The sequence below is a fragment of the Bradyrhizobium sp. WSM3983 genome, from assembly GCF_000473045.1.
Classification (GTDB): domain Bacteria; phylum Pseudomonadota; class Alphaproteobacteria; order Rhizobiales; family Xanthobacteraceae; genus Bradyrhizobium.
Genome location: NZ_AXAY01000017.1, coordinates 162,560 through 180,672, shown reverse-complemented (window position 1 = coordinate 180,672; position 18,113 = coordinate 162,560). Strand labels below are relative to the sequence as shown.

General features: G+C 61.1%; 19 protein-coding genes and 2 pseudogenes. 3 read left to right on the top strand and 18 right to left on the bottom strand.

Annotated elements, in window-relative coordinates; all coding sequences use genetic code 11:
- Positions 1-219: 219 nt before the first annotated feature.
- From YUA_RS50190 to YUA_RS0124290, 17 genes and pseudogenes are all read right to left on the bottom strand, one after another.
- The gene (locus YUA_RS50190; protein WP_156947217.1) at positions 220-357 is read right to left on the bottom strand and encodes a hypothetical protein; all 138 of its coding nucleotides are present in this window, start codon (positions 355-357) and stop codon (positions 220-222) included.
- A gap of 8 nt (positions 358-365) precedes the next feature.
- A complete protein-coding gene (gene hypE / locus YUA_RS0124365) occupies positions 366-1,406 on the bottom strand; it encodes a hydrogenase expression/formation protein HypE (protein ID WP_027533031.1) in 1,041 nt (346 codons plus the stop codon).
- Positions 1,403-2,545, bottom strand: coding sequence for a hydrogenase formation protein HypD (hypD, locus tag YUA_RS0124360; RefSeq protein ID WP_027533030.1), 1,143 nt, complete (start codon positions 2,543-2,545; stop codon positions 1,403-1,405). Before hypD ends, hypE begins: the two co-directional genes overlap by 4 nt.
- Positions 2,542-2,778, bottom strand: coding sequence for a HypC/HybG/HupF family hydrogenase formation chaperone (locus YUA_RS0124355; protein WP_027533029.1), 237 nt, complete (start codon positions 2,776-2,778; stop codon positions 2,542-2,544). The genes hypD and YUA_RS0124355 overlap by 4 nt, the downstream gene beginning before the upstream one ends.
- On the bottom strand, positions 2,778-5,042 hold the full coding sequence (gene hypF, locus YUA_RS0124350) for a carbamoyltransferase HypF (protein WP_027533028.1): 2,265 nt from the start codon (positions 5,040-5,042) through the stop codon (positions 2,778-2,780). Before hypF ends, YUA_RS0124355 begins: the two co-directional genes overlap by 1 nt.
- Complete coding sequence (gene hypB / locus YUA_RS0124345; protein WP_027533027.1) at positions 5,039-5,941, bottom strand: hydrogenase nickel incorporation protein HypB; 903 nt, start codon at positions 5,939-5,941, stop codon at positions 5,039-5,041. Before hypB ends, hypF begins: the two co-directional genes overlap by 4 nt.
- On the bottom strand, positions 5,941-6,282 hold the full coding sequence (gene hypA / locus YUA_RS0124340) for a hydrogenase maturation nickel metallochaperone HypA (protein ID WP_027533026.1): 342 nt from the start codon (positions 6,280-6,282) through the stop codon (positions 5,941-5,943). Before hypA ends, hypB begins: the two co-directional genes overlap by 1 nt.
- Entirely contained in the window at positions 6,275-7,369 is a 1,095-nt protein-coding gene (locus tag YUA_RS0124335; RefSeq protein WP_027533025.1) for a hypothetical protein, read from the bottom strand. The genes hypA and YUA_RS0124335 overlap by 8 nt, the downstream gene beginning before the upstream one ends.
- Entirely contained in the window at positions 7,366-7,881 is a 516-nt protein-coding gene (hybE, locus tag YUA_RS0124330; RefSeq protein WP_027533024.1) for a [NiFe]-hydrogenase assembly chaperone HybE, read from the bottom strand. The genes YUA_RS0124335 and hybE overlap by 4 nt, the downstream gene beginning before the upstream one ends.
- Positions 7,878-8,087: a rubredoxin gene (locus tag YUA_RS0124325; RefSeq protein WP_027533023.1), complete on the bottom strand. Its 210-nt coding sequence runs from the start codon at positions 8,085-8,087 to the stop codon at positions 7,878-7,880. Before YUA_RS0124325 ends, hybE begins: the two co-directional genes overlap by 4 nt.
- A complete protein-coding gene (locus tag YUA_RS0124320; protein ID WP_027533022.1) occupies positions 8,084-8,947 on the bottom strand; it encodes a hydrogenase expression/formation protein in 864 nt (287 codons plus the stop codon). Before YUA_RS0124320 ends, YUA_RS0124325 begins: the two co-directional genes overlap by 4 nt.
- Positions 8,944-9,389 (bottom strand): annotated as a pseudogene (locus tag YUA_RS0124315) (hydrogenase accessory protein). The gene YUA_RS0124320 and the pseudogene YUA_RS0124315 overlap by 4 nt, the downstream one beginning before the upstream one ends.
- Positions 9,390-9,666: 277 nt before the next feature.
- Positions 9,667-9,954 (bottom strand): annotated as a pseudogene (locus YUA_RS44945) (HypC/HybG/HupF family hydrogenase formation chaperone); the annotation flags it as partial.
- Positions 9,955-9,980: 26 nt separating this feature from the next.
- Entirely contained in the window at positions 9,981-10,562 is a 582-nt protein-coding gene (locus YUA_RS0124305) for a HyaD/HybD family hydrogenase maturation endopeptidase (RefSeq protein ID WP_027533020.1), read from the bottom strand.
- A 17-nt stretch (positions 10,563-10,579) separates the two neighbouring features.
- Complete coding sequence (gene cybH, locus YUA_RS0124300; protein WP_027533019.1) at positions 10,580-11,323, bottom strand: Ni/Fe-hydrogenase, b-type cytochrome subunit; 744 nt, start codon at positions 11,321-11,323, stop codon at positions 10,580-10,582.
- A 6-nt stretch (positions 11,324-11,329) separates the two neighbouring features.
- A complete protein-coding gene (locus YUA_RS0124295; RefSeq protein WP_027533018.1) occupies positions 11,330-13,120 on the bottom strand; it encodes a nickel-dependent hydrogenase large subunit in 1,791 nt (596 codons plus the stop codon).
- A 21-nt stretch (positions 13,121-13,141) separates the two neighbouring features.
- Positions 13,142-14,233: a hydrogenase small subunit gene (locus YUA_RS0124290; RefSeq protein ID WP_027533017.1), complete on the bottom strand. Its 1,092-nt coding sequence runs from the start codon at positions 14,231-14,233 to the stop codon at positions 13,142-13,144.
- A 424-nt stretch (positions 14,234-14,657) separates the two neighbouring features.
- Here YUA_RS0124290 and YUA_RS52690 point away from each other — a divergent pair, with 424 nt between their 5' ends.
- The 3 genes from YUA_RS52690 to YUA_RS0124270 all read left to right on the top strand — a co-directional run bounded on the left by YUA_RS52690 (position 14,658) and on the right by YUA_RS0124270 (position 16,593).
- Positions 14,658-14,759 (top strand): hypothetical protein, encoded by a 102-nt coding sequence (locus tag YUA_RS52690; RefSeq protein ID WP_371259908.1) that lies wholly within the window; start codon positions 14,658-14,660, stop codon positions 14,757-14,759.
- Between the two features lie 272 nt (positions 14,760-15,031).
- Entirely contained in the window at positions 15,032-15,286 is a 255-nt protein-coding gene (locus tag YUA_RS0124275) for a helix-turn-helix domain-containing protein (RefSeq protein ID WP_027533015.1), read from the top strand.
- Positions 15,286-16,593 carry a type II toxin-antitoxin system HipA family toxin gene (locus YUA_RS0124270; protein ID WP_027533014.1) on the top strand — a complete coding sequence of 436 codons (1,308 nt, stop codon included), beginning with the start codon at positions 15,286-15,288 and terminating at the stop codon, positions 16,591-16,593. The genes YUA_RS0124275 and YUA_RS0124270 overlap by 1 nt, the downstream gene beginning before the upstream one ends.
- A 321-nt stretch (positions 16,594-16,914) precedes the next feature.
- Here the strand turns inward: YUA_RS0124270 and YUA_RS50175 are convergent, their stop codons facing one another.
- Complete coding sequence (locus YUA_RS50175; RefSeq protein ID WP_027533013.1) at positions 16,915-18,096, bottom strand: SGNH/GDSL hydrolase family protein; 1,182 nt, start codon at positions 18,094-18,096, stop codon at positions 16,915-16,917.
- Between the last annotated feature and the right edge of the window lie 17 nt (positions 18,097-18,113).

Sequence of the window (18,113 nt, the reverse complement as noted above, 5' to 3'; positions counted from 1 at the left end):
AGCCTTGGTCTTGTGCCAGGTAGAGGTGCCCATACTCGCCCTTGAGCTGGCTGAAACGCACTCGCACATCGTCGGCCGCCGAGGCAGCGGATGAGCAGATGATGGGCTGCAAGCAGCGCCACGACTGCCATCGCGGTGCTGTTCGGCGCCGTCTTGTGGCGCCTTGCAGTCATAAATTCCTCTCCGATTTCCGGCCTCTCTCGCGAGTGCCCGACGCCTCTAAGCCAAGCTGAGCGTCACGCCAGGCGCGGCATGGATGTCAAGCTCCACCGAAACCGCGTGGCCGCGCTCGCGAAGCTCGACATGCAGCCGCTGCGTCAGGCTGTTGAAGGAATGCGGCAGGAGCAGAATGCGCATCTTGGGCCTCAACATATCCGGGGCAGTTGTTCGCCCGACAACCAGTCGACGATCCGGGCACCGCCAAAGCTCGTCGCCATCTGCACGAAGTGATGATCATCCGGCACCGCTTCGCCGATATCGGCGGCATCGCGACCGAGCGGATGGGCTCTCATGGCGGCCAGCACGGCTCCGGCGACATCAGGCGACACGATCGCGACCAGCTTCCCCTCATTGGCGACGTTGAGTGGATCGAGCCCTAGCAGCTCGCAGGCAGCCGCCACCCCCGGTTTGACCGGGATCGCCTCTTGCTGGAGGCTGAAGCCTAGTTCGGACTGCTGGGCGATTTCGTTCATTGTCGCCGCGAGCCCGCCGCGCGTGGGATCTCGCATCAGACGGATGCCGCGGCCGCCCGCCGCCACCATCCTGGCGACCAGATCATGCAGGGCGACCGAATCCGAGACGATCTCCGTTTCAAAGGCGAGGTTCTGGCGCTTTGACATGATGGCGACGCCGTGATCGCCAAGTGTGCCGGAGATCAGCACCCGGTCTGCGACCCTCGCATTCTCAGCGGAGAGATCGAAGCCCTCAGGCACCATGCCAACGCCCGCGGTGGAAATGAACACGCCGTCGGCCTTGCCGTGCTCGACCACCTTGGTGTCGCCGGTGATGATATGGACGCCGGCGGATTGCGCCGCCTGACCCATCGAGTCCGCGATCATCTTGAGGTCTGAAAACCGAAAGCCTTCCTCGATAATGAAGCTCGCAGACAGATAAAGCGGTCGGGCACCGGCCATGGCGATGTCGTTGACGGTGCCGTGCACCGCAAGCGAGCCGATATTGCCGCCGGGAAAGAACAGCGGCGAAACCACATAGGCATCAGTCGTCATCACTATGCGCCCGGCGCCGACGTCGAAGGCCGATTGATCGTTGCCGCGCGCCAGCCATTCGTTGCCGAAGGCCTCGTGGAACAGGCCCGAGATCAATTGCGACATCGCGCGGCCGCCGGAGCCGTGGGACAGGTCGACGCAGCCGTGCTTGATGTCGAGTTTGCGCTGATGGGCTTTCATGACGCCCGCTTCTGCTGACGATCGCGGAATCGGCCATAGGTCCAATGCGCGGCACATGCGCCTTCCGAGGAGACCATGCAGGATCCCATCGGGGTCTCCGGCGTGCATACCGTGCCGAACAGCTTGCAGTCGACCGGTTTCTTCACACCGCGCAGGATCGCGCCGCATTCGCAGGCCGGATTGTCGGCGACGCGCAGCTCGCTCATGGCGAAACAGACCTCCGCGTCAAATCTGGCGTAGGTTTGCTTCAGCTTCAATCCGCTATGGGGCACGAACCCGAGGCCTCGCCATTCGAACGCGTCGCGCAGCTCGAAAATGTCCGAGACCTCCTCCCTGGCGCGCGGATTCCCATCGCGCGTTACGGCACGGCTATATTGATTCTCCACGTCGTTCCGGTGCTCGTTCACCTGACGCACCAGCATCAGAATCGCCTGCATCATGTCGAGCGGCTCGAAGCCCGAGATCACCACCGACTTGCCGAATTCCTTGGCAAAGACCTCGTAGGGCTCGGTGCCAATGATGATGCTGACATGCGCGGGTCCCACGAAGCCGTCGATCTCGACGCGGCCGATGCTGCGAATGTCGGGACTCTCCAAAATTTTCTGCATCGCCGGCGGCGTCAGCACGTGGTTGCAGAACACGCTGAAGTTTTCGAGCTGCTTCTTCTCGGCGTGCCGGATCATGACCGCGGTCGGCGGCGTCGTGGTCTCGAAGCCGATCGCGAAGAACACGACTTCGTGCTCGGGGTTCTCCTCCGCGATCCGGATCGCATCGACTGTGGAATAGACCATCCGGACGGCGGCACCCCGTGCCTTTGCCTTCAACAGCGAGGCGCCTTGCGAGCCCGGCACCCGCATCAGATCGCCATAGACGCAAAGGATCACCTCCGGCCGCTCGGCCAGCCGGATTGCCATGTCGATACGTCCCGCCGGCAGCACGCAGACGGGACAGCCGGGACCGTGGATCATCCGCACGTTCTTGGGCAACATGTCCTCCAAGCCATGGCGCGAAATCGCGTGCGTATGTCCGCCGCAGAACTCCATGAAGCGGTAGGGCCTCTGCGGATCGGCTTCGGACCGGATCGCCCTCGCCAACCCCAGCCCGATTGCCTTGTCGCGAAATTCGCTGGCGTATTTCACTGCATTGCTCCCTGCCCTTCGGTGCTGAGCTCACGCATGAGCTCCAGCGTCCGCCTCGCCTCGTCCGGATTGATCTTGGTCAGGGCATAGCCGACATGGATGATCACGTAGTCGCCCACGGCGAGATCTTCGATCAGCGCCACCGAAACCTCCTTGCTGACGCCGTCGATCGAGGCGACGGCCATCTCGTCGGGGAGCAGCTTTGTAACCTCCGCAGGTATGGCGAGACACATCAGGTCCTTCCTTCCAGCCTTTCCTGTTCGAGCATTTGGAGAGCGGCAACCCAGGCTTGGCCGAGGCTCAAGCCGCCGTCATTCGGCGGCACCTGGCGCGCGACCCTCGGATTGAGCCCGACAGCGACGCAGCCGCGCAGCACCTCCTCGCTCAGGATCGCGTTGAGGAAGCAGCCGCCGCTCAAAACGACGGTGGTGAGGCCGGTCTCTCGCGCAGCACAGGCGATCCAGTCGACGCAGGCCGCGCCAAACGTGCCATGAAACAGCTCTGTGCCTACGGTCGGATCGGGGGCGTCAGTCACAAGACGTTCGAACAGCGGATACAGCGACAACACGCCTCGTTCGATTGTCCAGGCGCCCTCAGCGACGCGTGTGCGGCGAACACCCGCCTCCAGCTTCATCGCGGCTTCGCCTTCATAGCTCTGCCGCGTGGAGAATCCCAGCAATCCGGCGGCTGCATCGAACATCCGGCCGGCGCTGGTCGTGATTGGCACGTCGGGCTGGTCGAGCAGGGCCAAAACACCCGCCGCCAACGGCTGCGCCGCAAAGCGACGCGGAATCTCCGCGCCGCGCCCGAGCGCCTGAAGCACACCGGCAGCCATCCGCCAAGGCTCGCGCGCGGCGCGATCGCCGCCCGGCATCCTGAGCGGCACCAGATGTCCGATCCGCCGAAAGCGCGCGCCCTCACATCGCAAGAGCTCGCCGCCCCAACTCCCGCCGTCGCTACCACGACCAAAGCCGTCAAGCACCAGTGCCAGCACGGGTCCGTCGATACCGTGCTCCGCCATAACGGACGCCGCATGGGCATGATGGTGCTGAACCGCAATCAGCCTGTGGCCGCTCGCCTGGGCAAAGCGGGTGGAGGCCATGTTGGGGTGAAGATCATGCGCCACGACGGCCGGATCGACGTCCAGCGTCGAGATCAGGTGCTCGATCGTCTTCTCGAAGAAGCGAATGCCCTCCACGCTATCGAGATCGCCGATGTGCTGAGAAACAAAGGCTTCATCACCGCGCGTAATGGTGACAGATGACTTCAGCGCGCCGCCCACTGCGAGCACCGGCGGCACGGCACGCACCAACCGAATCGGTTCGGGAACATAGCCGCGAGCCCTCCGGATGAATTGCGTGCGTCCGGTAACGACCGACACCACGGAATCGTCAGCACGCGTGAGGATATCGCGATCATGGGTGACGATCAGGTCGGCAATGCCGGCAAGTCGGCGCTCCGCCTCGTCGTTCTCGATGACCGGCGGCTCACCGCCCGGATTGGCGCTCGTCGCCACGATCACCCAAGGAGAGCCGTCCAGACGCTTGTGTGCCGAGTTCAGCACATGGAACACCAGATGATGCAGCGGCGCGACCGGCAGCATGACGCCGATCCGCGACAGGTCCGGCGCGATCGTCGGCGCGAGTTGCCGACGCGAGGTCAGCAATACGATCGGGCGCGCCGTTGACTCCAGCAATGCCAGCTCTGTTGCATCCGCGCTAGCGATGTTCGCGACAGCATCGACTGCGGCAACCATGACCGCAAACGGCTTCTGCTTCCGCTGCTTCCTCTGCCGCAGACGCCTCACCGCCTCATCGTCTCGGGCATCGCACAAGAGCTGATATCCACCGAGTCCCTTGAGCGCGACGATTTTGCCGCCTGCGATCTCAGCAGCGATCTCCTCGATGCCGTGGCTCAAGCGCGGACCACACAATGGACAGGCGATCGCCTCGGCATGAAAGCGGCGGCTTGCGGGATCGGCATATTCTGCGGCGCAAGCTGCGCACATCGCGAAATGCTTCATCGCGGTGGTGCGGCGGTCATAAGGCAGCCGCTCGACAATCGTATAGCGCGGACCGCAATGGGTGCAGTTGACGAAGGGGTAAAGATGGAAGCGGCTGTTCGGATCGAACAGCTCGCTCAGGCACCGGGCACAGGTGGCGGCGTCGGCGACGATCCGCGTCGACACCCTGCCTTGCTCGCTGGTGCGAATACAGAACTCGTCGCTTTCAATGGCGCCGATCTGCTGCACGGAAATCCCGTCGATCCGTGCGAGCGGCGGTTTCTCCAGCGGCAGCGCAGCGACGAAATCGGCAGCGCACGCACCTTCGACCTCGATCACGACGCCGTGCGGGTCATTGGCCACGAAGCCGCCGAGGCGATAGCGCATGGCAAGGCCGTAGACATAGGGGCGGAAGCCAACGCCCTGCACGGCGCCGCGCACGTGCAGGCGCAGCCTTCGACCATCGCGCGCTGCGGCTCCGCCGTTCATCATCATGCCGATACGGCGCTCAGGGATGCCGCCCTCGACGCCTCGGCGCGCCTCCGGATCCAGGCATAGAATGCCGCAAATCCCTCTCCGGTCCGCGCCGATACGGTCAGCACCTCGATCTTTGGGTTGACCCGCCGCGTATATTCGATCGTCCTGGCAAGATCGAAGTCGAGCACGGGCGCGAGATCGATCTTGTTGATCAGCATCAACGAGGACGCTGCGAACATGTTGGGATATTTGAGCGGCTTGTCCTCGCCTTCGGTGGTCGAGAACACCACGATCTTGCAGGCCTCGCCGAGATCAAACGCTGCCGGACAGACGAGATTGCCGACATTTTCGATGAAAAGGATGCCGCCGTTGAGCCGGGGCAACCGGTCATAGGCCTCGCCGATCATGGCCGCATCGAGGTGGCAGCCCTTGCCGGTGTTGACCTGGATCGCCGGTACGCCTGTCGCGCGGATCCGCTCGGCGTCGTTCGACGTCTGCTGATCCCCCTCGATCACGCCGATCGGGAAATTGTCTTTCAGTTCGGACACGGCGCGGGCCAACAGCGTGGTCTTTCCGGCGCCAGAGCTCGAAACCAGGTTGAAGGCGAGCACGTCATCCGCGCGGAACCGCGCGCGGTTGTCGGCCGCAAGGCGGTCGTTCTTGCCGAGGATGTGACGCTCGACCTGGATGATGCGGCCGCTGCTCATGCCGGCGATCGTCTGCCCGGCCGGGCCGGCGCCGCAGTCGAGCAGGCCGGGTTCGCCGCGCGTTCGGTCGTGCTGATGATGGTCGTGATGATGGTGTTCATCGTGATCGTGATGGTGATCGTGAGGATGCGCGTGACCATACCCATGGGGGTGATCGTGCCCACGCTCAATGGAAGCTTTGCCGTCACCGCAGCCGCATACTGTACACATCAGTCGACCTCCAATGCCATGACCCGCATCTCTTCTCCACCGGTCACCTGCAATTGATAGCTGCCGCAGGCAGGGCATGGCTCGTCGCGCCGCTTGATTTCGACGCTCGTCGAGCAGGCCATGCACCAGGCGATCCCGGGCGTCTCGACGATGTCCAGGGTCGCACCTTTTGCAATGGTACGTGCGGCGACCGCTTCGAAGCAGAATTTCATCGCCTCCGGCGCAACATGGCTGAACGCGCCGATCTCGAGGCACACTGCCTTCACTTTGGCGAACGCGCGCCTGCGCGCCTCCTCCTCGACGATCTCGACGATGCCTTGACAAACCGCCATCTCATGCATGGCCAACCTCGCGGAAGCTGAGGTTAAATCCGACGCAGGGATCGAAGGAGCCGACGAGCGTGCGGACGGCATTCTGCCCCTCCCGACCGGCCGCAAGTGCCGAACCCTGCAGGCTACGGACCAGCGGTCCACGCGCATGGAAGTTCCATTCGGTCGGAGCCAGCGATTCGAAGCGGACGATGCGGTTTTCATTATCGCACTCGACGAGCTGATAGAGCCGGCCGCGGGCGCATTCGACGGCCGCCGCACCTCGGCCGGCGCCAAGCCGATAGCTCTCGACGACGCCGTCCTCGAGCGCCTCATTGCCTGTTTCGAGCCAGGAGCAGAGGCGCACCACTTCCGCAATCCGCGCCTTCGGCCGGTCGGCAGGTCCGGCGCGCGGCGGCAGGACCGGCTGGCGCCGGACCCGGCGTGCCCACACACCGGTCTCGGGAATTCGACCGTGGAGATCGGGGGCATCGGAGAAGCTCGCGCCATCCGCAAGCAGCCGCATGACGACATCGCGATCATCGGTGACGGAAAGAAACGAGTGTTCAACGACCGGCTGCAGCAGCGCATGCCCATCGAAGCTCGAAAGATGCGCTGCCAGCGCGCTTCCTGGCCTCGGCGCCTCTCCTTCGCCCGCGCTTCCGAGTGCAGCGAGCACAGCCTTGATGTACGATACCGCCTCGCAACGCGCCAACTCCTGCCCGCCTTCGCCGAGGACGCCACCGAGGACGGCGGTCGCCTGCATCATGGCGCGGACCGCAGTGGCGCTCGCGCCGTCCAGGGTGAGCTGGCCGACGAACAGACCACGGAACAGTTCCGTCAGGCGCTCGGCGACGACAGCGGTGACGCGGCGATGCATGGTCTCTGGACGACAGTCCTCGCCGCGCGCGGCTTCCACCGCTCCCAGAAACGCCACCTGATGTGCAACCGAGCACAGCGAGAACAGCCGCGGCAGCACGGGGAGCAGCGACGAGACGAGCTTGCCCGCAAACAGACGCGTCAACGGCAACCGGCTCCGGGGCAGGATTGCGACGTCGGCGATCGTACCCTTGGCGAGCCACACCGTGATGTCGATCTCGCTGCGGAAGCCCGGGTTCATTCGTGCTGCTCCGTCAGAACACCCCGCATGAAGCTACGCCGATCAATCGCGCTTGTAGCGGGTTCGCGGCGTCGGGTCGCCTCCTTGCCGCCCGCCGGCAACATGAGTTCGTTGATGGCGGCTTCCGCCGTTGCCCGCGCGGAGGCCGCGTCGGCAAACCCGAGCATGGGCGAGAACAGCGAACAGCTCGCGATGCGGCCCGCATGGTTGAGGTCGCTGAGGGTGAACTCAACATCGCGGGCCGGAAAGCGAAAGCGCAATGTCGAAGCTGAGGCCGCCAGCGCCATTTCGCCGGCCGGCATCACCAAGTTCATGAACCATGGCGTGACCATGATACCGATCATTGTGCCGTTGAATACGCGGAAGCCGACTGCCTCGACGTCGAGGGCGTCGTGGTAGATCGGCAGGTCGCGCATCGCGCGCTCGCCGATGTCTCGGTAGACGTGAGCCAGCCGCTGCCCCCAAGCTGCCGCGTCGGCGTCAGTGGCAGGCGCGTGCGCATGAGATTTCATGACGCGATGGCCATGAATTTGGACTTCGGCGCGTCACAGTTCGGGCAGCGCCAATCGTCAGGAAGCAGCGCGAAGGGCGTGCCGGATGCGATCTGCGCGACATCGTCGCCATCGGCGGGATCGTACACCGTCCAGCAGACGCCGCATTCAAGTCGCGTGCCTTCGGTGACATCCTGGCGAACGCCAGAATTCTCGAATGCGCTCATTTGAAATAGGCCTCGATGATTTCCTGGAGGCGCTCAGCGGAGTCTTCGAAGTCCTCGTCAGCCGCGATTGCCACGGTCGGCACACCGCCAACCTCCAGCGTGTCAAGGATGATGGCATCCATCGCGTTGAAGAACTGCACCGACCAGACGTTGCGGATACCCGTCGAGAGCACCCGGCAAGTGCCGTAGCCGCGCGAAACGAGCTGGATCGGCCCATTCCTGATGGTGTCCTGGAGGAAGCTCATGTCGACGGGGCTCATCGGCAGCAGCGTGAAATTGATAATTTGCGAGCGAATGCTTGGCCGCCAGGCCAGCGCGCGCTCGCGGATTTCCGCGAGCACCGGCAGCGCGTTCATTGCGCCTTCCGGCGCCTGCCCGATCTCGAAATCCGCAGTGGTAAGATCAGCAGCGGCGCGCTTGACGATTTCCGGGATTGCGCCGACCTCGAGGTACTCATGATTGGCGTCGGTCTCGAGCCGCACGTGCCAGATTCCGCTCAGCACTGATTCCTGGATCTGCGCCAGTGATCCGTCCGGCAGCGCGACGAAACCGGCAACCTCACCTTCGCCGAGCACGTCCGCAATCAGCTTGCGCTCGAGATCGTCGAGATTGCCGAGCCGGAACAATCGTGTCGGCGCGTCGGTCTTCTGGCTTGCGATGGCCGCTACCACTTTCGACAACAGATCGATTGCATTCGGACAGCGCTTGGCCAGCTCCGCGCTGTCGAGCGTGGCAAGCTTCGCCAACGCGCCCGCGGCCGTCAGGCTGCCGCTCGATGCATTCAGGCATTCCTGGCCGATCGGAAGCACGTTGATCGGCTGTTCGGCGCCTCCAGGCGCGGTCCAGAAACCCGCATTCATGGTTCGACACCCTGTGAGCGATGCTGGGGAATGATGAGTGTCACGACAACGCGCTCGCGCCGCGCGGACGGTCGATCAGCTTGGCGATGCGGTCGACATAGACCGACCAGTCCTGGATCTTGGCGATCAATCCGAGCGTTTCGCCCTTGGCGATAAAGATCAGCGTCGGCTGCACCCGCACGCCAAAGCGCTGGCCGAGCTCGCTCTCGGCCCGGCCCGCGATCACGGCCCCCCGCAGCCGCCCCCGAAAGGCGTCAATCAGTTCCGGCAACACGACCGCGACGTCGATCGCCTCCATAAAACGCGCGGTATCGCCCGTCGACAACAGCACGGCCACCGCACCGGCCTCATTGGCCGCGCCAAGGAACCGATCGACACTCGCGGCATCGACCTCGGGCAGGCCGCGCCGCGTCAGATCATGCTTTCCCTGCTGGAATTCCATCAGCCCCCTGGCAGCCTATTTCTCTGACGTGAGAGGTTAGCAAGGCACGTGTCAGGATCAGTTATCGCCTTTCCTGACTGATCTCATTGATATAGATCATTCGTTTTCGCGTTCGCGAAGAGGGATGGTCTCGAATGATGACTGTCTTTCCGCATCCAACGGAAAAGCTCGTCATCTGGAAGCTTGTCTTTCAGCCGCCGCGGACCAATCCGAGCTGCTCGATATGCGGGTTACATCGAGGATCGGATTTGGAAGGTCGGCCACTGGCCTGGTCGAGCCGGAGATGCTCGGGCAGTTGCGGCTCTCGCTCGATGAGATCGGCGAAGAAACGGTCGCAATCCTCGCCACCGAGCACCGCGGTCAGCCCCTCGATCGCATCAGCGATCAGTCGCGCCTCTGCCTCATCGAGCAGACGGATCGCGATGTTGATATGGACGAGCACCTTGGTGCCGACCGGCGGGTTGGAGAGCAAAAGCATCGAGACACGCCGCCGCTCGCCGCGAAACTCGCATAGCGCCGAAATCCCGTCGGTCTCAACAATCGTCATCGGCAGGCCAAGGCACATCCCGCGTCTCCGGTCGCGCACGCCGGTCAGACCGGCCGCATCCTCATCTCGTAGTGCTGATGGTCGATATCGTTGGCGAGCAGCCGTTCGGACTCCGGCAGCGGCTCGCTGCGCGGACTCGCCGTCGCACCCCACTCAGCCAGGATTGCGCAGACCAGCTCGATCGCCGGCCCGATCTGATCGCTCACCGGCTTGGTCAAAGGGCCGCCCCAGGCTTCGAGATCGCGCGGTTGGCAGCCGATCAACGCGAGATGCTTCGGGCAGCGCCCGAGCAGATCCGCCGCGCTGATGACTTCCTGAAATCCGGTCTGATGCAAGCTCATCTTCTTCGCGCCCGTGAAACGCGGAACTTCCTCGTCGCGCACCAGCTTCAGCTCTCCCGGCGCGAGCCCATAGTCGATCGCGTCGAACACGATCAGACGATCGGCCTCTTCCAGATAGCTGACGAGGTAGAGGCCCTGCGTTCCGCCGTCGAGAATGGCGACATTGTCCGATACGACGTAGCGGCGGTGGAATTCCTCCACCGCCCGTACGCCGAACCCCTCATCGGCCCACAGGATATTGCCGATGCCGAGCACCAGAATGCGGTCTGTCGAAGATGTCGGCATAGGCCTCGTTTCCGGCTTCAGTCGCGGAATTGCCGTTCGCCGGAGACCATCGAGGAGATGATCCCCTGGCGCGACATGATGTCTGCGCGGATCGCGGCATAGACGTGCACTATGACGAACGTCACGAGCGCCCACATGCCGAGATGATGCCAGGTGTGCACATCCTGGCTGTTCGGCCAGATCGCGAACACCCAGCCGAACAGCTTGTGCTGCCAGCTATCGATTCCGCTGCCTTCCGAATAGAGCGCAAAGCCGGTGATGATCATGTAGGCCACGAACAGCGTGAAGCCCGTGAACATCCCGGTCCGCGCCAAGGGATTGTGGCCGACATACATTTTCGGCTCGTGTTCCAGGAACGCGTACCAGCGGACTTCATCCAGCATTTCTCGCCAGAACTGCTTGCGATGAGCCGGCAGATAGAAGATCTGCCGGGAATGATGGTTGCCGACGAAAGCCCAGAAGACGCGGGTGATGAAGAACACTGCCAGCACCTGACCAGCCGCAAAGTGGGCGAAGCGGATATAGCCCATTACGAAGTTCGCCGATGCCTCGCCCTCCACCGATGGCAACGGCATTCCGATCAAGTATCCCGTCGTCATCAGCGCGACGGTCGAGAACGCATTGACCCAATGGCAGATTCGCACCGGTGCTTCGTAGACATAGACGGTGGGACGCCCGATCGCATGTCCACCGACCGCGTCCGCTGCGATTGCGGCGAGATCCGGCTTGGATTGCGCGGGACATTCAACCGCATCCATCATGGTACTTCACCTGACCTTGACGGTCGCCAGTTCCTGGCCACCAGCACTCATGACGTGGGTCGAGCACGCCAGGCACGGATCGAAGGAATGAATGGTGCGAAGGATCTCGAGCGGCTGCTCGGGATTCATCATCGGCGTGTCTATCAAGGAGGCCTCGAATGCGCCGATATTTCCCTTGGGATCGCGCGGCGAGCCATTCCAGGTGGTCGGCACTACGCACTGGTAGTTGTCGATCTTGGTTTCCTTGATCTTGATCCAGTGCGCGAGCGCGCCGCGCGGCGCCTCGGTAAAGCCAAAGCCCTTGGCTTCCTTTGGCCAGCTCTCCGGCTTCCACTTGTCGACGTTGGCGGTCGAGCTATCGCCGGCCTTGATATTGGCGACGAGCTTATCCCGGAAATAGCGCATCTGGCGCCCGGCCCAGACCGATTCCAGCGCGCGCGCCGCGGTGCGGCCGAGTGTCGAGAACAGCGCCGACAGCGGCAGGTCGAGGTCCTTCAGGAATTTGTCGACCGGATCCTTGAACTCCGCCTTGTTCTGGGCATAACCGACGACCCAGCGCGCGAGCGGACCGACCTCCATGGCGTGGCCTCGCCAACGCGGCGCCTTGATCCAGGAATATTTGCCGCCCTCATCGAGCTGCTCGATCGCCGTCTTGGTGCCCTTCGCATTGGGCCCGAGCACATAGTTCGGCTCGGTGACCCCATCCCAGGGATGCAGGCCCTTGGTCTCGTCGGGATATTTGTACCAGGAGTGAACGACGAATTCCTGTATCTCGTCGGGGTTGGCATGGTCGACTGGAAACACCTCCGAGAGATTGCCGTTGATGATGGCCCCTCGCGGCAGCTTCAGGTTCTTTGAGGCGTAGTCGTTGGCGTGTTCCGGCACGTCGCCATAGGTGAGCACGCTCTTGCCCGAAAGACCACCGCCATAGAGCCAATCCTTGTAGAATGACCCGATCGCCGCCACGTCAGGCAAGTAAACCTGCTCGTTGAATTCGATCAGACGATCGATGATCGACGAGATCAGGTTCAGCCGCTCCATGTTGATGGCTCCGACCGCGCCGGTACCGTCGACATTGATCGGACAGGGCACCCCGCCGACGAGCCAGTTCGGATGAGGATTCTTGCCGCCGAAGATGGTGTGGATCTTTACGATTTCCTTCTGGAAATCAAGCGCTTCCAGATAATGCGCCACAGCCATCAGATTGGCTTCGGGCGGCAATTTGTAGGCCTTGCTGCCCCAGTAGCCGTTCTTGAAAGGACCCAACTGCCCCGACTCGACGAACTTCTTGAGGCGGGTCTGGAGGTCCTTGAAGTAGCCAGGCGATGACAACGGCCAATTCGAGATCGACTGCGCGAGCGTGGACGTCGCCCGCGGATCGGCCGAGAGCGCCGAGACCACGTCGACCCAATCCAGCGCGTGCAGGTGATAGAAGTGAACGACATGATCGTGCACCTGCAGCGCGAGCTGCATCAGGTTGCGGATCGAGTTGGCATTCTCCGGAATGATGATTCCGAGCGCATTCTCGACAGCGCGCACCGACGTCAGGGCGTGCGTGCCGGTGCACACGCCGCAGATCCGTTCGGTGAAGGCCCAGGCGTCGCGCGGATCGCGATCCTTCAGGATGACTTCGATGCCGCGCCACATCGTGCCTGTGGATACGGCGTTCCGGATGACGTTATTTGCGTCGACATTGACCTCGAGGCGCATGTGACCTTCGATGCGAGTGACCGGATCGACGACAATGCGCTTGCCGGAATTGTCGAGTTTGAATCCGTTCGGTGTCTGGATGCGCATCGTTACATCCCCTGAGATCCACTAATGATCTTGCTTTGGGTCTGCGCGCTTGGAGGCGAGCCGCTTCACGGCGGTCACGGCCGCGTGCACCGCCACGGCGGCACCGACGGCGCCGGCCGCAGCCACGCCGATCTGGTCAGCGTTCTTCTCGATGCCAAACTGCTTGATGTTGGTCAGGCGATCGTAGAACGAGCCCTTGTCCCAGAAGCCGTCCTCGGAGCAGCCGATGCAGCCGTGGCCCGACTGGATCGGGAAAGACACGCCGCCGTTCCAGCGCACGGTCGAGCAGGCGTTGTAGGTGGTCGGGCCCTTGCAGCCCATCTTGTAGAGGCAATAGCCCTTGCGCGCCGACTCGTCGTCCCACTCCTCGACGAACTGCCCGGCATCGAAATGCGATCGCCGATAGCACTTGTCGTGAATGCGCTGTGAGTAGAACATTTTCGGCCGGCCATGGCGGTCGAGCTCGGGCAGCTTGCCGAAGGTCGTGATGAAGGTGATGACGCCGGTCATCACTTCGGCGATCGGGGGGCATCCCGGCACCTTGATGATCGGCTTGTCGGTGATGACCTTGTCGATGGGCGTGGCCTGCGTCGGATTGGGTTTGGCCGCCTGCACGCACCCCCAGGACGCGCATGCGCCCCAGGCCATGATCGCCATAGCGTCGTCGGCCATCATCTTAAGTTTCTCGACGAAGGGCTTGCCGCCGTCGATGCAGAACATGCCGCCCTCGTTCAGCGGCGGATTGCCTTCCACGGCAAGAATGTACTGACCCTTGTATTTGGCGCGAGTCTCTTCGAGGATCGCTTCCGCCTGATGGCCTGCGGCCGCCATGATGGTATCGTCATAGTCGAGCGAGATCATCGACAGCACGGCATCCTTCGCCAATGGGTGCGCGGAGCGGATGAAGCTCTCCGAGCAGCAGGTGCATTCAAGACCATGCATCCAGATCACCGGCACACGCGGTTTGGTTTCGAGCGCGTTGGCGATGCGATCCGCCGCCAACGGCTCAAGCCCGAGGCTCGTCGCCGTCAGGCTGCAGAATTTGTTAAAACTCCGACGCGTGATGCCCTGCCGCCTGATCACGCTGTAAAATGTTTCCATTGCCGCGCCCATGCCCCTCCCGTCGTCGGCTTTGACTTGTCGATGCAACAAGGACAGCAAGAAGCAGGCCAACCGCAGCGGCGCGCGGAGACTGGGAAGACCAAGATGTTACGGATTTGAATCGCCCAATTCACAGTGCGCGAAGAGATCGCGACAGTGAGAAACGGAACAATTCGATTTGCAGCTGGCAACGAGGTTTACGGAAAGCATACCTAGCGATTCAGAAATATCTTGCAGATATCGTTGGCGAACTCACTTCTCCCGCAACATGGCGCAAACAGGGAGATGCCAAACAACCGGCTGGAAGTCGTCATTTCCCTGCTCATTCTCCGGCTCTCTGACGCTTTCATCGAACAGCCGTTCTGCCAGAACGCGAAATGCCTGATGAGGCCTATGTCGGCTTGATCGAGGGCCGCGCACGGCAGCCCAGGCATTGGTGGCGGTCGGCGATGGCAGGATCGAGCGCTATCAGATCAATGCGCCGACCACCTGGAATTTCCGGCCGCGCAATTCCTTCGATGCCGACGGGCCGCTATAGGCGGCACGGTCTTTCAGCGTCTAAGTAGTCATCAGACTCACGCCGAAGCTTCTCATGAAATGAGATGGCGAAAGCTTGCTGACGGTTTCGGTCCGAATTGGCTGAGAAAAGTGCTCGGTCATTCCGGAAGAGGGACATTTAAGGAGTGGGCGGAAAATACGCGAGTGCGTATATTTTTATTTTATACGCGCTTGCGCTTACTTTCTCGATATACGCACATGCGTATATTGACCATGTATACGCAACCCCGTATATTGGCGATCGAGGTTCACATGCCGCAGCACATCGCCCGCACCGAAAAACAACTGGGAGCCATTCTACGAAGGGCTCGCAAGCAGGCCGGACTGACGCAATCCGCGCTCGGAAAAAACATCCATCTGCGTCAGGGAACCGTCTCCCGGCTTGAGGCGGGTGCACCTGCCGTTCAACTCCACACCCTCATGGAAGCGCTGGCTGCCCTTGACTTGGAATTGGTGGTTCGCCCGCGAAGTAAAGCGAGTGCGGCCGATATCGAGAGCGCATTCTAATGCCCCGCCCGAAAGCCAACGCTCCGTTAAACGTGTTCGTAAATGGCCGCCTGGTCGGCGTATTCAAGCGCGAGTCCAGCGGCGCCAACGACTTTCGCTACGACCTGCAATGGCTCTCATGGCAGTCGACCTTCCCGATCTCGCTCTCCCTCCCCCTTCGCGAGGACCGCTATATCGGTGCTCCGGTCATCAACGTGTTCGACAATCTGCTGCCGGACAGCGAACCGATACGCAGGCGCGTCGCCGAACGTGTCGGCGCGACCGGTACGGACGCCTACAGCATGCTCTCGGCTCTCGGACATGACTGCGTCGGGGCACTCCAATTTCTACCGGAAGGCATCGATCCGGGACCGGCGGGCAAGATCGAAGGCAAGCTCATCAGTGACGATGAAGTCGCGCATATCATTCAGAATCTGGCGGCGGCTCCGCTCGGTCTCGATGAGGACGAAGATTTTCGAATTTCCATCGCCGGTGCGCAGGAAAAGACCGCCTTGCTGCGCCAGGACGGCAAATGGTACAAGCCGGTGGGGACCACCGCCACCACCCATATCCTGAAGCCGCAAATAGGGCGCTTGCCGAACGGCATCGATCTCTCAAACAGCGTCGAGAACGAATTCTTCTGCCTCAAACTCATTTCAGCTCTTGGTATCCCGGCAGCGAACGTCGAGATGACTGATTTTGGAGGCCGCCGGACGCTCGTTGTCGAGCGTTTTGATCGCCGCTGGACAAGAGACAAGCGATTACTCCGCCTGCCCCAGGAGGATTGCTGCCAAGCGTTGTCGGTGCCGCCGACCAGAAAATACCAGTCGGATGGCGGGCCCGGACTAAAAGACATTCTGGAGCTGCTGAAAGGAAGCGATGCACCAACTCAAGATCTCACGATGTTGCTCCGTGCGAGCATCGTGTTCTGGCTGATTGGAGCAACTGACGGTCACGCCAAGAATTTCAGCATCTTTCTCGGCCCCGGAGGCCGCTTTCGTCTGACACCACTTTATGACGTACTAAGTGCACAACCCAGTCTGGATGCGAAGCAAATTCAACCCAAGGCACTTAAGCTTGCGATGTCGGTCGGCAAGAGCCGACACTACACCGTGAATGAAATCCTACCTCGGCACTTCATACAGACAGCCGAGATCTCTGGCGTCGGGCTTGCGGTCGTACGCTCCATCTTCAAGGATCTCGCAGAAACGTTCGAAACAGCGTTCAACGATGTGCTCAAAGCCCTTCCTAAGGACTTTCCCGAGCAACTAACAAGCTCGATACGGACTGCCGCCCTTCATCGCACCAGCCTGATCGCCGAGGCCTGACATCCCTATAGCGATCGTGGCGCTGTTCGAAATCCGCGCGGGCCAGACAACCGGATCGCCGACATCTCGTCTTCCGCGACAAAGAAGTCATTGCCCTGTAATCGTAGCGAGCGGCGACTCGGTCTGTTCGGTAGCGCGACGGTATGGATTGTCGCCGCACCAGTTGTTCGGCTGGCGACGTCCGTTGCGAGAAGCAGCAGGCGGCTATTACGAAGAAGAAGTACAGGTTGTGCCGGCGGTGGAGGATGCCGTGGTGCCGGCGGCTGCTCTTGGTCATGAGCGCGGAGCGTGCGCTGAAAACTCTGTTCAGACAACCGTTGTTCACTTCGCCGGAGCACATAGTGCCAATATGTCGGCTGTAATTCTCCGCGATATCCGATCATTTCCATCCTCGCCATAATGCCCGCCGTCCATGTAAATTGGGCTGGCAACATCGGCAAAGATAGTACGTAAGTCATGAAACACGTTTTGCTCCAAACTCTCATCTTCTCTCTTGACCAACTTGCTTCTCATCAGAGAGTAAAGATCGTTTTTTCCTGGAAGCCGTTCCTCTGATTTTAAAAGCTGATCCTCTTCATATTTTGTCCTGTGTGTTTTATCGGACAGCTGAGGCTCAAGGTAGAATAATGTTTTAAAGGATAAGCTCCTTGAAATAGCCTCGATAAACCGAACATTCCCTAGATAGACATCTAGAGCTCCGTCAGACAACACGTCCAATTTTTTCGAGCACCCCGCGAGCTGTGTTTTGCCGGTGAGCAGTCTTATCAGCGCGAAGTTTTCTAACCTTATACTTATGCGCGCTTTTGCCTCCTTTTTAGGAGATATTTTTTCGAGGTTTGAGTTGCCAAGCGGAACGCCCGGTTCTCCTTCATAACAAGCAGAGAAAGCCTCAACCGATCCGCCGTAAAAGACCACCAAATCAGGAACATTCCGCTTTCTCAATTCGAGAATGAAGCGAATCAAGCTTTGGGTAGTTACATCCCCAATGACTGCATAATTTGTGACTTCAGCGCTGATTCCATTTTCGGCTAACATTTTGGCGACAAGGGAGGGAATGGTGAAGTCGTCGCTAGATCCAAGCCCCCACAAAGTCGACCCGCCAAAAAAGAATATCTTTAACCTGGTACGCTTATCATCCTTGATTGCCACGGAGTTCCACGTTCTTCTGGTGCCTTCCTGTACGTTAATGAATTTGCCCGCATAGTCCGTTTGTTGTGATTGCGTATATGAAGCCCACACCCGCGCCTTGGCATCGGTGAGTTCTTTGAAGTATTCTTCCGCCAGGTCGGGATTTGCATATACCCCAGAATTGGCTGCAGCCTTGGCTGCGCTTTGACGTTCTCTCTTGTCAGCTCTCTCGTAGTAGGATGTCAGCGATACCTCCAGAGTCGTCAGCAAAAGAAGAGCGACACCAAGGATTGCCCATACCTCGTTCAATAGGGCCGTCAAGCGAACGACCCTCGTCCTCACAGCGGCCGTTCTCAGCAGCGCATCTGCTTCCACACGGTTTTCCGTGGAAG

Bases quoted from the DNA above. Each gene is read 5' to 3' on its own strand.
- YUA_RS0124295 (WP_027533018.1), bottom strand. From the start codon at position 13,120: ATGCGCATCCAGACACCGAACGGATTCAAACTCGACAATTCCGGCAAG.
- cybH (WP_027533019.1), bottom strand. From the start codon at position 11,323: ATGATGGATGCGGTTGAATGTCCCGCGCAATCCAAGCCGGATCTCGCC.
- hybE (WP_027533024.1), bottom strand. From the start codon at position 7,881: ATGAAATCTCATGCGCACGCGCCTGCCACTGACGCCGACGCGGCAGCT.
- hypA (WP_027533026.1), bottom strand. From the start codon at position 6,282: ATGCATGAGATGGCGGTTTGTCAAGGCATCGTCGAGATCGTCGAGGAG.
- YUA_RS50190 (WP_156947217.1), bottom strand. From the start codon at position 357: ATGCGCATTCTGCTCCTGCCGCATTCCTTCAACAGCCTGACGCAGCGG.
- YUA_RS0124270 (WP_027533014.1), top strand. From the start codon at position 15,286: ATGCCCCGCCCGAAAGCCAACGCTCCGTTAAACGTGTTCGTAAATGGC.
- YUA_RS0124355 (WP_027533029.1), bottom strand. From the start codon at position 2,778: ATGTGTCTCGCCATACCTGCGGAGGTTACAAAGCTGCTCCCCGACGAG.
- YUA_RS0124305 (WP_027533020.1), bottom strand. From the start codon at position 10,562: ATGCCGACATCTTCGACAGACCGCATTCTGGTGCTCGGCATCGGCAAT.
- YUA_RS0124325 (WP_027533023.1), bottom strand. From the start codon at position 8,087: ATGAGCGCATTCGAGAATTCTGGCGTTCGCCAGGATGTCACCGAAGGC.
- hypB (WP_027533027.1), bottom strand. From the start codon at position 5,941: ATGTGTACAGTATGCGGCTGCGGTGACGGCAAAGCTTCCATTGAGCGT.
- YUA_RS0124335 (WP_027533025.1), bottom strand. From the start codon at position 7,369: ATGAACCCGGGCTTCCGCAGCGAGATCGACATCACGGTGTGGCTCGCC.
- hypE (WP_027533031.1), bottom strand. From the start codon at position 1,406: ATGAAAGCCCATCAGCGCAAACTCGACATCAAGCACGGCTGCGTCGAC.
- YUA_RS0124290 (WP_027533017.1), bottom strand. From the start codon at position 14,233: ATGGGCGCGGCAATGGAAACATTTTACAGCGTGATCAGGCGGCAGGGC.
- hypF (WP_027533028.1), bottom strand. From the start codon at position 5,042: ATGATGATGAACGGCGGAGCCGCAGCGCGCGATGGTCGAAGGCTGCGC.
- YUA_RS0124320 (WP_027533022.1), bottom strand. From the start codon at position 8,947: ATGAATGCGGGTTTCTGGACCGCGCCTGGAGGCGCCGAACAGCCGATC.
- YUA_RS0124275 (WP_027533015.1), top strand. From the start codon at position 15,032: ATGCCGCAGCACATCGCCCGCACCGAAAAACAACTGGGAGCCATTCTA.